This window comes from Candidatus Paceibacterota bacterium (genome assembly GCA_035546035.1).
Taxonomy (GTDB): domain Bacteria; phylum Patescibacteriota; class Minisyncoccia; order Phycocordibacterales; family UBA6065; genus UBA6065.
The window spans coordinates 25,331-41,241 of the sequence record DASZXC010000008.1; the positions used below are offsets into that span (position 1 = coordinate 25,331).

A 15,911-nucleotide genomic window follows, 5' to 3' on the forward strand; every position below is an offset into this window, starting at 1 on the left:
CTTTTAGTCTTTCCTCAAGAAAAGCGGCGTATCGGGCATCTTATGCTCTCGGACGAGTTCCTGAATAGCCTTGGCGGCCGCCGGCATGAACGGCTCGAGCTCGATGCCTATCTTCAAGACCTCCTTACCCAGGTACTGAAGATCTTTTTCGGCTCCTTCCTTATCTGTCTTTACCTTTTCGAAAGGGCGATTCTCCTGAATGAATTTATTGAGATCATCAATTCGGCCCCATATCTCATCGATCGCCGCTTTTATATCGAATCTTTCAAGTGCTTTCGAGGCGTATGACTTCTCTAAAAGCCAATCGCCTGGTTTTACGTCATACGTCTTCCTCATCTTCATGACGCGCGAGACGAGGTTACCGAGGCCGTTTGCTAGATTGGTGTTGTACGCGTTCTTAAATCGCTCCATAGTGAATGGAGAGTCTTCGAACGAGCTGATCTCGCGTGCGACGAAATAGCGCAGGGCATCGGTTCCGTACTCTTTTACGACGTCGACGGGATTCACGACGTTGCCGAGAGATTTGGACATCTTTATGCCCCCTTCGCCCGTGACGAAGCCGTTCACGACGACGGTATGGGTCGGCGGCAATCCAGCGGCCAGAAGCATCGCCTGCCACATGACGGACTGGAATCGGGTATTGTCTTTGCCGCAGTACTGGGTCGGCGTGCCTTTTGCCCAGAATCTTTCGAAATCCTTCGCGTCTTCAGGCCAGCCGAGCGTCGAAATATAGTTCACGAGCGCATCGAACCAGACATACATCACGTGGCTGTCGTCGTCCGGCACGGGAACGCCCCAGGACATCTTTGATTTAAGGCGCGATATGCTGAAATCTTCCAGGCCGCGCTTGACGAATTCGCGCATCTCGTTCATGCGGAAATCAGGGACGATATGATGACGCTTTGCATCGTCTTTGGCATCGTACAGCGCTAAAAGCTTGTCGCTGAACGCGCTGAATCTGAAGAAATAGTTCTCTTCGCTTATAGTCTCGATCTCGAGATTCGGATGGATCGGGCATTTGCCGTCTACGAGCTCTGAATCGGTCTTGGTCTCTTCGCAGCCTATGCAGTATTTCGATTGATAGTTCTTTTTGTAGATAAAGCCGTTCTTCGCGACCCTCTTCCAGAACTCCTGCGCCGCCGTTTCATGATGAGGATCGGTCGTGCGGATAAAATGGACGTCTTCAGATATGCCGAGCGCGGGCAAAAGGGTCTTGAAGCTCACCGCGCTCTGGTCGACGAATTCCTGGACGGGCATGCCGGCCTTTTCGGCGGCCTTAAAGAGCTTCTGTCCGTGCTCGTCGGTGCCGGTATTGAAGAAGACCTCATAGCCGGAAAGCTTCTTCCAGCGGGCTATGATGTCGGCGCGCACGAATTCGAGCGCGTGTCCCATATGAGGCTCTGCGTTCACATATGGCAGGGTCGTCGTTATATAGAAAGTCTTGGACATAGAAATGAGCCTTTAGGTCTTAGGCTGCTTTTTGGTGCGGCCTCGCTCCATATCGTCTATAAGCTCGACGAGAAGGGTCGAAGCCGGGACAGAGAGGATGATACCAAGGAATCCAGCGAGCTTGTAGCCGACGAGGAGCGATATGATGACGAGGATCGGATGGACGCCCACGATCTTCTTCACGACGAGAGGATATATGAGATGATTTTCGAACTGATGGACGATCAGATACAGGCCTGCGACGATGAGGGCCGACGACGTCCCCCCATCGTTATACGACGCTGCTACCGCAGGGACGGCGGCAAGTATCGGGCCGAAGAGAGGGATCATCTCGAGCGCGGCCGCAAGAACGGCGAAGAGGAGCGCGTTCTTGACGCCAAGGACGAGAAGACCGAGATACACCAGAATGCCGACCAGAAGCGCGAGCACGATCTGACCCTGCATCCAGAGGCCGATCTTGGTACGGACCCTCCTCCAGAGGTTTATGGCATACGATTCGTCCGGATCAGGGATTATGACGCGCATCAATTTTTCAACGCCGTCTTCCTGGACGGCGAGATAGAACGAGAGCACGACGATGAGGATGAACGACAGCACGCCGCCGAACACCGAGCTCGCCGAATGCACGAATCCTGCGGAGACCGAGCTTATAGCTTCATCGATGGACTGGAGAACGCCCTGGATGGAGTATTCGTCCGGCTGGACTCCGGTAGCGGTGATAAGGAGCTTATTCTGGGCCGTTGTCTGGACGCCATGGGAGATATTCGCTGCGACCACAGAAGTAGGCTCGTTCGCGGGATTGCCGAGAGGATTCCAAAGGGACGAAGATTCGATGTATTGCGGCACCGAGCTCAAGAATTCCGACGTATCCTCGAGAAGCCGAGGGATAACGGTATAGAACGCGCTGACGACGAGGGCCGCGACGGCTCCATAGATAATAAGCGCCGAAAAGATGCGCGGGATCTTCTTGTCCATGAGCCAGTGGATGCCCGGCTCGATCGCTGACGCGATGACGACTGCCGTCAAGACGACGAGGATGATGTCTTTGAGGGCGAACATCGCTATCGTGAGGAGCGCGAGAAGTATTGCCCTGGCTATGGTGCCGGTCGTTATTTCGATCCTCGTTCCCGGATTCTTCATGACGTAATGATACTACGATACGGCCTTGATAACAGCCTCTCTGTCTATTCCTTTTCCTATCGCCGCGACAGTGAGCCTGTCCTTGTCAAAGACGACCTTTGCGACGCGCATAATGTCTTCGGCCGTTATCTTGTTCGCGATCGCCTCAAATTCTTCGGGAGTGAGTATCTCGCCGTCATATGCTTCCTGGTCGCCACAATATGACGCCACGTCGTCAGAGGTTTCGAGCGACATCAATCGGTGGGCACGGGTGAATTCTTTGACCTTATCGAGCTCGTCCTTAGTAATCGGCTCGTTTTTGAGCTTTTCCGTCTCCGCGACGATGGCAGCGACTATCTCCGGGACACGAGCGTGCGTCGTGCCCGTCGTGATAGCGAAGAAGCCGAAGCTGGTATGAAGCGCCTGCGCGGCAGATATGTAGTATCCCGATCCCATCTCATCGCGCAGGCGCATGAAGAGGCGCGAGCTCATGCCGCTCTTGAGGATATTCTTTATGATACGGGCTATGTCACGGTCGGGATGCTTCCTGTCGAACGTCCTCCAGACCATGACGATATGCGCCTGATCGGTGTCTTTGTCCACGAAGACAGATTCGGGCGCCTTCTGGTCTTTGTTCATCGTCAGGAATTCCGGTCGCGGCTTTTCGGACGAAAGGCTGGAGAAGCTCTCAGTCGCCCATGCGAGCATATCGGATTCGTTGACGCCTCCGGCGATGGTCACGACGACGTTCGGGGCTGTATACTGCGAAGTCCTGTATGCGACGAGCGCCTCGCGCGTGATGGCCTGTACGCTCTCTTTAGTTCCCAAGATATCGCGCTCGGCAGGCTGGCCTTTGAACATATGCTCGGCGACGGCGCGGCCGATCTTTTCCTGCGGATCGTCCTTGTACATGTCTATCTCGCCCATGACGACGCCCTTCTCTACCTCGATCTCCTTTTCAGGGAAGGTCGAGTTCTTGAATATGTCGGCGACGATGTCGGCAATGCGGCTGAAATGCCTGGTATCGGCCTTGGCCCAGTATCCCGTCACCTCCTGGGACGTATAGGCATTGTAGACGGCTCCGATGGAATCGAGCTCCGTCGTTATCATGCGTGCCGACGGGCGTTTGACCGTGCCTTTGAAGCACATATGCTCGAGAAAATGAGAGAGGCCCGCCTGATCGGGAAGCTCGTAGAACGAGCCCGTATTCACGGAAACCATCACCGTGACGGTCGGATTGTCTTTCATCGGAGCCGTGACGACCCTGACTCCGTTCGGCAGTATGGTTTTCTTGAATAGCATGCGCCTAGTGTATAGGCGAACGGCTATTTATTCAATTTCTGGGCGAGATACGAGACGAGGTCCTTGAGGGCGATCTTCTCCTGATTGCCCGTGTCGCGGTCGCGGATTGTGAGAGGACTGCCGTCCTTTTCGATGGTATCGAAATCGACCGTGACGCAGAACGGCGTGCCGATCTCGTCCTGGCGGCGGTACCTCTTGCCTATCGAACCGGCTTCGTCGTACTCGACAGCGCCGAATTCGGTGCGGAGGACCTTGTAAATTTCGCGCGCCTTTTCCGTGAGGGCTTCCTTGTTTTTAAGGAGCGGGAATACGGCGACTTTGACCGGAGCGACGTTCGGGGAAAGCTTCAGATAGACGCGCTTCTCGCCGCCGAGCTCGTCTTCGCGGTATGCGTCGGCGAGGATGGCGAGGATGGTCCGATCGACGCCGAACGAAGGCTCGATGACGTGCGGCACGAAGCGAACCTTCGCCTCTTCATCGAAATACGAGAGGTCTACGTTCGACATGGCGGCATGGGCCTTCAAATCGAAATCGGTGCGGTATGCGAGGCCGTAGAGCTCTTTCCTGCCGAACGGATAGTCGTATTCGAAATCGATCGTGCGCTTGGAATAGTGAGCCAAAGAATCAGCCGGCACTTCGAGCTCGTGGACCTTTTCCTTCGAAAGGCCGACGTCGTCCGTGAACGCGTGGACCTGTTCGACGAAATGCTCGAACGTCGGCTTCCAATCCTTCGGGTCGACGAAATACTCGATCTCCATCTGTTCAAATTCGCGGACGCGGAATATGAAATCTCGCGGAGCGATCTCGTTTCGGAACGCCTTGCCTATCTGCGCCATGCCGAACGGAAGCTTCGGGTGAAAGGTGTCTATGACGTTTTTGAAATTGACGAACATGCCCTGCGCCGTCTCCGGGCGGAGGTACGAGACCGCTGCTTCGTCTTCAGTAGCGCCGACGTAGGTCTTGAACATCATGTTGAACTGCTTTTCCGCGCCCAATTTGCCGCCGCATTCAGGGCATAGGCTCTTGGCTCGATTCTCTTCAGGGAGCTGATCGGCGCGGAAACGCCTCTTGCATTTCGAGCATTCGACGAGAGGGTCCGAGAATCCCGCGACATGTCCCGACGCCTTCCATGCCGTCTGATTCATAAGGATTGCAGCGTCCATGCCGTACATGTCTTCCCTGTCGGTGACGAAGCGCTTCCACCAGAGGTTTTTCACGTTGTTCTTCAGGGCGACGCCGAGAGGGCCGTAGTCCCAGGTACCGGCCAGGCCGCCGTATATCTCAGAGCCCTGGAATATATATCCGCGCCTCTTTGCGAGAGAGATGATGCTCTCCATTACCTGATTCGTCTGCTCTTTTTTCTTAGTTGCCATTGTGATTTCCTGACTATTTTTGCACCGTCTCGTCGCCGTTCTTGTAGAAGAGGTCGCTCGTTATCCTGGTCGAAAGGTCAGGGCTCGTATTCTTAAGGCTCGAGCTCGTGAATACGTCCGTACCCGTAATCGCTTGCTGAAGTATGAGCGTAGGCACCATGCCTGACTGATTCGCCGACGGGCGAAGCGATATCTGGAACGCCACCTGCTTTGCCCCCGATCCGACATCGGCGTTTCGCGGCACATCGCCCACATCCCAGGTTATGGTGTCGGCCTGGTCGTCATAGCTGATATTGGCGTCTGCGGGGCTCACCGTACCCGTCCAGGTCACATAGGGAGGCAATACGGCCGTTACCTTCGCTCCCGTGATGGTATTCGAAGTATTCGTTACTGTCCAGATAACGGTATAGGTCGTCGGCTGGTCTACGCGCGGCGGTACAGGGCCGCTGTTACTGATGGGACCCTGGGAATGCACGGCGCGAGCAGAAAGGGAGAGGTTCGAGACAAGCCTGATCGCGCGCGAAACGGCAGTGTTCACGGACTGCGGGGCGCCAGTCTCGTCCACGCGGCTGCCCTGCGCCGACACAGAGATCGTGATGCGAGGATCGGACGTAGATTGGCCGAGCGACGGCAAAAGCGACGAGACGGTAAAGCTTACCCTGCCGTCTGCGCCCGGAGCTATGGTCGTAAGGCTACCCGCCCTTCCCGCTTCCCAGATGACCGAATCAGTGAGCGAATCATAATAGCCGCCGTCGCTCACGGTCACGGAATTGCGGTCGAGCACCGGACCGGAAAGCTTAGCGACGATGCGGGCATTGGTTATCTGGCTCGCGCTGTTATTCGTCCACAGCACGTCGGCATGAACGGTGCGGCCTGCGGCCGAAGCGATATCGGCGCGATTGCCGTCGAGAGCAAGATCGACGCCGAGGAACGGCTTTTCGATGATGAACGTGTGGTCCTGGGTGACGATCGTCGTCGCTATCTCGCGCTCGTTCGTCGCGCTCTGGATGCCGACATCGGCATGGACGGCTTTTTCTTCCCCGTCCGTTCCCGAAGCGGTCGCGCGAAGCGTGATGACGCGCTTGCTGCCCGGAGCAAGGTCGCCGATGCGCCACGTATTGTCGCCGTACGCGGCGGCAGGATTCGACGAGACGACGGAGAATCCGAACGGATAGTCGAGGGAGAGCAAGAGATCCTTGACCGGGGATGCCGTATTCGAGGAAACGGTTATGGTCATGTCGAACGACTCGCCGCCAAGCACCTTGTCGAGCGTATCTATGGCGACGACGATCGGAGAGGAAGAAATAGTGACATGATATACCTTCTCCTTGAAGAAGATCGCGTTCGATCCCGCGGTCCGGTATTCGGCGGTGAATTTGATGTCTTTGACATCGCCTTCCTGGCCATAGAGGAGGGCAGAAAGGCTCTTCTGGGCGACCGACTGGGAATCTACGTCTCCCATGGATACGCGCGTCTGGGTCAGGTCTTTCGAAGGGTCAGCGGGATCTTTGGTGCCGTCAGGATATTCGGCGATGAGGTCTACGAGCTGGATCGCTGTCTGGTTCTTGTTCGCGACGGTGACGCCCAGACGGAGCTCCTCCCCTCCGGAAACGGTCGCCGGACCCTCGACGAGGATGTCTACGTTGTCCACCGATACGAAATTCCCTCCGGAAAGGAAGGTGTAGGCCGCTATGATAAGAGCGGCGAAAAGAAAGAGCGCCGAGCAGACGAAGACTATCTTGTAGGCATAGCGGCGCTCGGAAGTGAGCGTCGGGACTTCGGCCGAATGGTCTTCAGGTCGATCCCATGATTCAGGGACCGCTTCGCCGCCCGCATGTATATCGTGGCGCGGAGCCTCCGTCTGGGAGACATTGCGCGAATAGAGGCCTTTCTTGAGCCGGTCGAGCGGGCTTTTCTTGTCGGATTCGAACATGGATTGAATTATAGCACTCGTTAGAGCTGCGTTTCCTGGAGTGCTTTATTTATAGCCTGAATGACCTCCCTTTCGGCCTTGCCTTCGAGAGCGGCGAGGTCGAGATAGCCGAGAGAGGAAAGTATGCCGGAAAGAACATTGGTTTCTTTAGGCGGAACGTCGGAAGTAAGGGCGATAAGAGCCTGAAAGAGGGCATCGTTGCGTTCTTGGCCTTGGACGAGGCGTCGGACGAGCGACAGCACCCTCGCGCGAGCGCGGAACGAATCGGCGTCTTTTCGCGAGATGTCGAGGTTTTCGGCGCCCGTAAGCCTCCAGACCTCCTTTCCTTTTACGAGCGAAAGGGTACAAAAGGCGTAGTCGTCAAGGTTATAGCGCAGTTTCGACTGCGCGAGGCGCACTCCCTGGGCCTTGGCGCGTATGAGGCCGAAGTCTTCGGTATAGACCGAATATATCTTGGACGCTTCGCCGGAAGGACCGCTCCCGACGATGAAACCCCTCGTGCTGTAGACCGCGTATGACATGACAGGCTGCAATTAGCGGCGCAAAGCTATGCGAAACGAGTATTCTTCCACCTTCATTTCTTCAGCCTGCGGGAGATGGGCATGCTCTATGCCCGTGACGAGCGTTATCCTCTTTATATCGTGAAGGAACGCATGCGCGAGCTCTTTGCCCTTCTCATCCGAATCAAGGGCAAGGGAGACCTTGTCGTCCACGGTCAGATTCTCTTTCTTGCGAAGCTCCTGGACCGAGCGTATGAGGTCTCGGATCACGCCCTCCTTGCGGAGCCCTTCAGTCACGTCCGTATCGAGAGCCGTTTCAGCGGCTATCGTATGGTCCACGCCGACGGCTTTGACGTTCACTTCGTCTTTGATGAGGTCGATGAGGTCGGCGCCCAGCGAGGCGTTCTTGATGACCAGCTTGGCGAGAGGCTGGCGGACCTTGATGTTCGCCTTCGATCGTTCCTGGAGAGCGATCGTCACGATCTTCCGCGTCTCTTCCATCGCCTTCACGATTTTTCCATCGACGGAGGCTTCTGCCGGCCAATCTGCGAGGTGTACGCTTTCGGGATCGTTCGAACGCCTGATACGGCTGAAGAGATAGTCGGCGTAGAAAGGAATGAAGGGCGCGGCTATTTTCGCGAATTCGGCGAGGACGAATCGGGTCGTGGAAAGAGCCGCCTCTTTGTCGGCGCGGTTGTCAGATTTGAATCGGTCGCGCGATCGGCGCAGGTACCACGTCGAAAGGTCGTCTACGAACGACATCAACGGTCGCGCGGCCTTATCGAGCTGATAGAAATCGAGATATTCGGTCATCTCGTTTCTTGTCTCATTGAGGCGCGCGCGTATCCAGAGGTCAAGAACGCTCTTTGAATCGGTTCTCGATGCCTTTTCGCTCTCTCCCCTGTTCGCGTACATCTCATAGAAAGCGAGGACGTTGTCGAGGCGCTGGATGAGCTTCTTGGACACTTCGTCTACGCCTTTTTCAGAGAAGCAGAGGTCCTGAGCGGCCACGACCGGAGAGGAAAGCAGATAATAGCGGAGAGAGTCGGCGCCATATTTGCCGATGACTTCGAGCGGGTCGGGATAGTTATTGAGGCGCTTGGACATCTTCTCGCCGTCTTCAGCCAAGATGATGCCGTTCACGACGACGTTCTTGTACGGGCTCTTTCCGAAGAGACCGACGCCGAGGACCATCATGGAATAGAACCAGCCGCGAGTCTGGTCTAGGCCTTCGGCGATGAAATCGGCGGGATAGCCCTTTACGCCGCCCAAAAGACCTCCAAGCCTGCCGTTCGGATCGAAATGCTCCAAAGCCTTGCCGCGATAGTTCGATTCGCCGTACGGCATCGAGCCCGATTCGAACCAACAGTCGAATACTTCCGCTACGCGGACAAGCTTTTCGCCGTCCGGCGCGACGCATTCGACCGTATCTATATACGGCCTATGGAGGTCGAGATCGAATCCCCTGTTATGCGGCAAGCGAACAAAGTCGAACGGATGGCATTCGCCCGTTTTTTGGAAATAGCGGCGCTCGTCGTGGAGGATCTTGTCCTCGGACGCGGTCTCGCCTATCCCATGAAGGATCGTGTTCAGAGGCGAGCCGTGGCTCACGATGAGGATCTTCTTGCCCGAATATTTTCTATCTATATCGAACATCGCTTCGAAGACGCGCTTCTTCAAATCCACCGGCGTTTCCATACCCGGGAAGAGCCCGTGCGTGCGGACGTGACGATCCGTCTCGGCCCACAGCTTGCCTTCCCTGTCGGGACCGACGTTGTATTCGCGGAGGCGGACGTCATAGACGATCTCGTTCTCCGGTATGCCGCAGGCATCGGCTATCATGCGCGCCGTCTCTTTGGTGCGCTCGAAATCGGACGCGACGATGACGTCGACGCCTTGCGCGGCGATCTTTTTGGCGGCTTCAGCGATCTGCTGTCTGCCCTTTTCGGTGAGGCCGTAATTTTTGGAGAGACTTATGTTCGAATTCGAAACGCCGAGAGCGTTCGCCTTCGATTCGCCGTGGCGGATGAGCGTATATGAATTGCCTGATCGCTGTATGAGCTTCGCCAGATCGGATATACCCCCGATCGGATAGAGCTTGCCCGAATCGACTCCCTTCCAGACAGGGATAGGGGCGCCCCAGAAGCGCGAGCGCGATATGGCCCAGTCGCGGGCGCCTTCGAGCCATTTGCCGAAGCGCCCGTCGCGGATATCGTCCGGCGTCCAAGAGACTTTTTTGTTCGCAGCGACGAGCTTGTCCTTGAACAACGTGACGCGGACGAACCACGATGACGCAGCGTAATTGAGGAGCGGCGTGTCGCAGCGCCAGCAGTGGGGGTACGAGTGGACGATCTTCTTCTTGTCGAAGAGAAGGCCGTGATGAGCGAGCCATTTGACAATCTCGATATCGGTCTTCTGATGACCGTCCTTTTCATCAGACTTGGGCTTGACCGGCTGACCCGCGAAATCGGCGACTTCCGGCTTGAACGTTCCGTTCATAGCCACGTGCTGGATGAAAGGCAGGTCGTTCGCCTGGCCGAGCTTCATGTCATCGTCGCCGAACGCCGGCGCTATATGCACGATGCCGGTACCGTCTTCGGTCGTGACGAAATCGGCGGCATATACCTTGAATCCGTTCTTTTCATCCTTGAGAGAGCCGTCGAGATAGTATGAGAACGCCGGCTCGTATCCGTCGCCGACGAGCTCGCGGCCCTTTATGACGGAGACGAGCGCGTGCTCCTTGCCCGCGAATACGTCGGCGACGCGGTCGCGCGCGACGATATATGTCGCATTCTCGTACGATACGCGGGCGTAATCGATATCAGCGCCTACGGCCAAGGCGACGTTTCCGGGAAGCGTCCACGGCGTCGTGGTCCAGGCGATGAAGTATTCATTCGGAGGAGTCCCCTTCCTCTTCATTTTGACGAATACGGATATGTCGGTGATGTCCTTGTATCCCTGATTCACCTCGAAATTGGCGAGCGTCGTCTCGCATCGCGGACATATCTGCATAGACTTGAAGCCTTCGTAGACGAGACCTTTGTCGAAGAGCGTCTTGAACGCCCACCAGACGGACTGGGTGTATGCCGCGTCCATGGTGCGATAGTCGTCATCCATGTCTACCCAGCGGCCGATGCGGGGTATGATCTTTCTCCAGTCATGGGCGTATCGAAGGACGCTCTCTTCCGCCACGGCATTGAATCTCTCCATGCCGTAATCGACGATGTCTTTTCGCGATCTGAGGCCGAGCTCCTTTTCGACCAAGTTCTCTACCGGCAGGCCGTGACAGTCCCAGCCCCAGCGCCGCGCGACATGATACCCGCGCATAGTCTTGTAGCGCGGAACGGCGTCTTTGATGAACGAAGCCAGCATGTGGCCGTAATGTGGAAGGCCGTTCGCGAACGGCGGGCCGTCATAAAAGACGAATTCCTTGCCTTTTTTGTCGAGAGATTTCTGGAAGATCTCCTTTTCGTTCCAAAAAGAAAGTATCTTTTCCTCTATTTCGACCAGTTTGGTCTTCGGCTTGGTTTCCGGTTGGGTTTTGGGAGCGTCTGCCATACGTGGCCTTCAGAGTATCAATTTTCAGGGATTTTTGAAAGAAAAAGGTCCCGCCTATGCGGAACCCTTGTATCGGACCATTATCGCGTCCGAGAGAAGCAGCTTATCGTCGAGAGGAGTGCTTATTTTTCGGAGGAACAGCTTCCCTCTTTCGAGCGACAAGACTGCCGCGAACGCTCCTGACTGATTGAGCTGGTCGCGGCCATAAGCGACGATCCTGTGAAAGCGGAGGAACCTCCTGAGCGCGGCGCGATTGGCGAGATAGACGCCGAGGAGCTCGCGAACCGTCGCGTATTCCCGCGGAGACCTGATCGGGACGACGATCTCGTCGGTGCCGGGCATGGCCGTGAAGAGCCTATAGCGCGAATACTCGGAATATCCTCCCGATTTCTCGAAATCCTGGCGGATCCAGGCCTTAAGATATTCATCCGGATCTTCGACGCCGGACTGATCGAGGAGCGCCGGAAAATTATCGGTTCTTGGATTGACGCTCTGGTATTCCCGGGCGGCTTTCGCCTTTAAAGCTCTATCGAGCAGCTCTCCGACGTTATGAAAGGAATCTTGAGCGGAAGAATGTAAAGAGATCATATTCCCTTCCATTCTCATCTTGAAGGGATAAAAGTCAACTACATCCTCTCCGGCACCTTCATGCCGAGGAGCTTCGCGCCGTTCACGAGCACGATGCGTACGGCCTGGGTCAGAGCGACCTTGTACGGCGATTCGCCGTCATCTTTGCCGACGATAGGCACGTTCGCATACCAGGAATTGAATACCGACGAGAGCTCGATGAGATACGTCGCGATGTGGTGCGGCGCCTCTTCGCGCGCCGATCGGCCGACGACTTCAGGGAATCGGGCAAGCGCCTTTTCGAGAGGACCGACAATGACTCCCTTTCTTTCGATCCTCGGTTTCACGCCCTCTTTCTTCGCTTTATCCAAAACGGATTGAGCGCGGACGGCGGTATAGAGGAGATACGGGCCCGAATCGCCTTCGAACGATATGGACTTATCAAAATCATAGATGATATCCGACGACGTGACCTGTCGCAGGATCGAATATTTGATGGCGGCGACGGCGACGGCCTCGGTCGCCTCGGCCTTTTGCTTGTCGGTCATTTCGCGGGCCGCGAGCTTTTCCGTGACCATCTTTTCGACGTCGGCGATGAGCGACTCGCCCGTGATGACGTTGCCCTTTCGCGACGACATCTTGCCTTCGGCGAAGCGGAGCATGCCGTGGGCGATGTGCTTGGTTACCCGGGCGGCTTCAGGCTCGATGATCTCGAGCGCCTTCAGGACGACGCGGAAATAATCGCTCTGCTCGTTCGCGGTGATGATGATAGACTCGTCAGGCCTGACCTTCTTCCATTTTTTGGTATTGAGGCCGAGCTCTTTCGTTTCATACGTCGGAATGCCCTGCGAGTTTATGAATACGCGGGTGTGGAGCTTTGGATCGTATCTCTCGCCCTTAAATACCGTCGCGCCGTCAGATTTTTCGAATACGCCTTTGCCCAGCCACTCTTCGACGAGCGCCACGCCGTCATGCGCGACCTCGGATTCGAGATAGAAATAGTCGAATTTGGTGCCGAGCTTTTCATATATGCCGTCGAAATGATCGAGGCTCCATTTCTTGCCGAGCTTATAGAGCTTCATGAGCTTGCGCTCCTTTCCTTCGAAGACTTTCTTGTTGATCGCTTCGATCACCTCTTTTGCCGCGGGATCGTCTTCGAACGCGCGCGAGCCTTCGACGTATGAAGCGCCGAGGAATGCGATGCGCTCCTCTAGAGGAGCGCGCTTCGATGGCATACTCGCCTCGTTCTTCTGCATCGCCCAAAGAGCCTTGGCTACGTGCATGCCGAAATCGCCCTGATAGCACATGCGGCGGATCTTGGCGCCCTGCGACGCAGTGAGGCGCGCGATCGATTCGCCGATAGCGTTCGACATGAGGTGACCGATATGGAATTCCTTGAACGGATTCGGATCGGTGTATTCGATGAGCACTTTCCTGCCTCTCCATTCGTTCGAATTGCCGTAGAGATCTTTACGCTTGAGTATCGTTTCGAGCTCTTTCGTATAGAAACTCGACGCCAAATAGAAATTGACGAAGCCGGGACCGGCGACGTCTATCCTTTCGACCGATTCGATGTGCTGGGCGCGCAAAGCCTCTGCGAGCTTCATGCCGAGCTCGCGCGGATTCTGTTTGGCCTGCTTCGCGAGAGCCATCGCCACGTTCGTCGCAAAATCGCCGTTCGCGGCGTCGGCAGGATGCTCGATGACGATCTCGCCGGCGGACATGCCGAGAGATTTCAGAGCGCCCTCTATTCCCGTCCGTATCTTAGTCTCTATATCCATATTATTTTCCGGTGCTTCCGAAGCCTCGCTCGCCGCGCGCGGATTCGGAGAGCCCGCCTTCCTTCACTTCCTTGAACTCAACCTCTTCATACGAATGGATGATCATCTGCGCTACCTTGTCGCCCGGCTCGAATATATGGGTCTCTTTGCCGAGATTCATGACGCCGACCTTTACTTCGCCCCTGTAGCCCGAATCTATTACGTTTCCATATGTGATGATACCGTGTTTGAACGAAAGGCCCGATTTTTCATATATGATCCCGACGCAACCCTTTGGAATCTCCATTTTGAGCCCCGTATTGATGGAAGCGCGTTCCATAGGCGCGAGCGTGATCTTTTCGCCTACGTAAAGGTCGAAGCCCGCATCGCCCGGAAGCGCGTATCGAGGCACCGGCACGCCCTCGCGCATGAGGATTATTTTGAGGGTCTTTTTCATTATTTCAGTATATAGGACGAGAGCATCGAATCAACCTCCGCGAAGACTTCGTCTTTCGAGCGATTCGCGTCAACGAACCTGACCTCTCCGGGGAAAAGCTTTCCGAAGGTTCGATACGCTTTCATGACTCGCTCGTGAAAATCGCGCTTACGCTCGTCGAAATGGTTTATCTCGCCCTTTCGTGCGGCAACGCGGCGGGCGCCTTCCTTCGGATCGACTTCTAGGATTATATGAAGATCGGGACGGATATTTTTATACACGGCCTTTCGCACTGCGAAGAAAAGTTTTTTGACGTTATATCCGCCCTCCTGCCCGCCTATCTGATAGCCCCATGACGTCGAATCGGATCGGTCGGTGACGAAATGTCTTCCGGAAGCGATGACCTCCTCGGCTTTTCTTGCCATATGATCGGCGCGACCGGCGGATACGAGCAGGAATTGCGTGATCGCATTGGCTTCTTTCGCATATTTCGACTGGAGCATCACGGCGCGAATCTCTTCAGCATACGGCGTGCCGCCAGGCTCTCGCGAGAATTCGATCGCGGGATATTTTCCCTTGAGCCTCTCTATGACCGTGCCCTTTCCCGATCCTTCGCCTCCGTCTATAACGATGAAATAGCCTTCCGAGGGATCATGCCTCTTGAATGCCTTGGATATGGCGTTCGTTAAAAAGACTTTCGAGTAGAGAAACGCCGTTCTCATGTTATTTCGCCCGCAAGACCCTATCTATCTGCTTCGCGAGGACGATCATGTCTTTCTCTTTCTTGCCGCGCGTGGTCTCACCAGCAGTACCGAGTCTGATACCTGATGGATCAACAGGCGGTCGCGCATCGAACGGAATGGCGTTCTTGTTCACGATTATGCCGGCCTTTTCGAGCTTATCGGACGCTTCCCTGCCGCTGACACCCTGTGATGCCACGTCGAGAAGTATCAGATGGCTGTCAGTGCCGCCTGAAATGACCCTCCAGCCGAGCTTTACGAGCTCTGCAGCCAGCGTCCGCGCGTTTTTAATGACTTGCGCGGCATATTTTTTGAATGCGGGAGACGCAGCTTCTCTCAGGGCCACGGCGATGGCGGCCGTCTGATTCATATGAGGGCCGCCCTGGAGACCCGGGAATATAGCCTTGTCTATCTTCTTGTTGAGCTCGCGGGCGTCCTTTTTCGCGAAGACGAGAGCGCCGCGCGGGCCGCGGAGCGTCTTATGGGTCGTGGTCGTGACAATGTCGGCAAACGGGAATGGCGACGGATATGCCTTGCCCGCGACGAGACCCGCGATATGGGACATGTCGACCATGAGATATGCGCCGCACGCATCGGCGATCTCGCGAAATCTCTTCCAGTCGACGATACGCGGATACGCCGTGAAGCCGGCGATGATCATCTTCGGCTTTTCGCGCAGAGCGATATCGCGCAACTCCGCATAGTCGAGGACTTCGGTTTCTTTCGAAACGCCATATGGCACCTGGGTCCAGAATTTGCCCGTGGCAGAGACTTTATGGCCGTGAGTCAGATGTCCGCCTTGATCCAAAGACATGCCCATGACCTTTTCTCCTTTTTCCAAAAGCGCGACGTATACAGAGAGATTCGCCGGCGAACCGGATAATGCCTGCGTGTTTACATGCCATTCCTCCGGGTTAAGGCCGAATAACTTGAGAGCACGTTCAGCGGCCATGTCCTCTACCTTATCCACGATCGCATTGCCGCCGTAATAGCGCTTACCCGAATAACCTTCGGCATATTTATTCGTGAGCTCGGAACCGAGAGCGTCGAGTACGTCCTTCGACACATAGTTCTCCGACGCGATGAGATTGACGACCGATTTCTGCCTCTTCTGCTCCGCCTTGATCAGCTTTTCTGCCTGTTTGTCTTTCATAAGCCCATTCTATTACAATAA

General features: G+C 55.7%; 12 protein-coding genes. All 12 read right to left on the minus strand.

Translation table 11 applies throughout. The features are described 5' to 3' along the window. Positions 1–3: 3 nt before the first annotated feature. From metG to glyA, 12 genes are read right to left on the minus strand one after another with little or no spacing between them, the layout of a single operon-like run. Positions 4–1,449, minus strand: a complete 1,446-nt coding sequence (gene metG, locus VHE10_01390) for a methionine--tRNA ligase (protein HVU06426.1) — start codon at positions 1,447–1,449, stop codon at positions 4–6. Positions 1,450–1,461: 12 nt separating this feature from the next. Further along, entirely contained in the window at positions 1,462–2,589 is a 1,128-nt protein-coding gene (locus tag VHE10_01395; protein ID HVU06427.1) for an AI-2E family transporter, read from the minus strand. Between the two features lie 12 nt (positions 2,590–2,601). Next, positions 2,602–3,870: a pitrilysin family protein gene (locus VHE10_01400; GenBank protein ID HVU06428.1), complete on the minus strand. Its 1,269-nt coding sequence runs from the start codon at positions 3,868–3,870 to the stop codon at positions 2,602–2,604. Between the two features lie 23 nt (positions 3,871–3,893). Further along, on the minus strand, positions 3,894–5,243 hold the full coding sequence (locus VHE10_01405) for a glycine--tRNA ligase (GenBank protein HVU06429.1): 1,350 nt from the start codon (positions 5,241–5,243) through the stop codon (positions 3,894–3,896). A gap of 13 nt (positions 5,244–5,256) precedes the next feature. Continuing rightward, a complete protein-coding gene (locus VHE10_01410; GenBank protein ID HVU06430.1) occupies positions 5,257–7,176 on the minus strand; it encodes a hypothetical protein in 1,920 nt (639 codons plus the stop codon). A gap of 20 nt (positions 7,177–7,196) precedes the next feature. Next, the gene (locus VHE10_01415) at positions 7,197–7,697 is read right to left on the minus strand and encodes a recombination protein O N-terminal domain-containing protein (protein HVU06431.1); all 501 of its coding nucleotides are present in this window, start codon (positions 7,695–7,697) and stop codon (positions 7,197–7,199) included. A gap of 12 nt (positions 7,698–7,709) precedes the next feature. Continuing rightward, positions 7,710–11,234, minus strand: coding sequence for a class I tRNA ligase family protein (locus tag VHE10_01420; GenBank protein ID HVU06432.1), 3,525 nt, complete (start codon positions 11,232–11,234; stop codon positions 7,710–7,712). A gap of 54 nt (positions 11,235–11,288) precedes the next feature. Continuing rightward, positions 11,289–11,822: a hypothetical protein gene (locus tag VHE10_01425; protein HVU06433.1), complete on the minus strand. Its 534-nt coding sequence runs from the start codon at positions 11,820–11,822 to the stop codon at positions 11,289–11,291. Positions 11,823–11,860: 38 nt separating this feature from the next. Then, positions 11,861–13,582, minus strand: coding sequence for an arginine--tRNA ligase (gene argS / locus VHE10_01430; protein ID HVU06434.1), 1,722 nt, complete (start codon positions 13,580–13,582; stop codon positions 11,861–11,863). 1 nt (position 13,583) lies between these two features. Beyond that, positions 13,584–14,018 carry a dUTP diphosphatase gene (gene dut / locus VHE10_01435; protein HVU06435.1) on the minus strand — a complete coding sequence of 145 codons (435 nt, stop codon included), beginning with the start codon at positions 14,016–14,018 and terminating at the stop codon, positions 13,584–13,586. After that, positions 14,018–14,719, minus strand: a complete 702-nt coding sequence (gene tmk, locus VHE10_01440) for a dTMP kinase (protein ID HVU06436.1) — start codon at positions 14,717–14,719, stop codon at positions 14,018–14,020. Before tmk ends, dut begins: the two co-directional genes overlap by 1 nt. A gap of 1 nt (position 14,720) precedes the next feature. After that, on the minus strand, positions 14,721–15,890 hold the full coding sequence (gene glyA, locus VHE10_01445; GenBank protein ID HVU06437.1) for a serine hydroxymethyltransferase: 1,170 nt from the start codon (positions 15,888–15,890) through the stop codon (positions 14,721–14,723). Between the last annotated feature and the right edge of the window lie 21 nt (positions 15,891–15,911).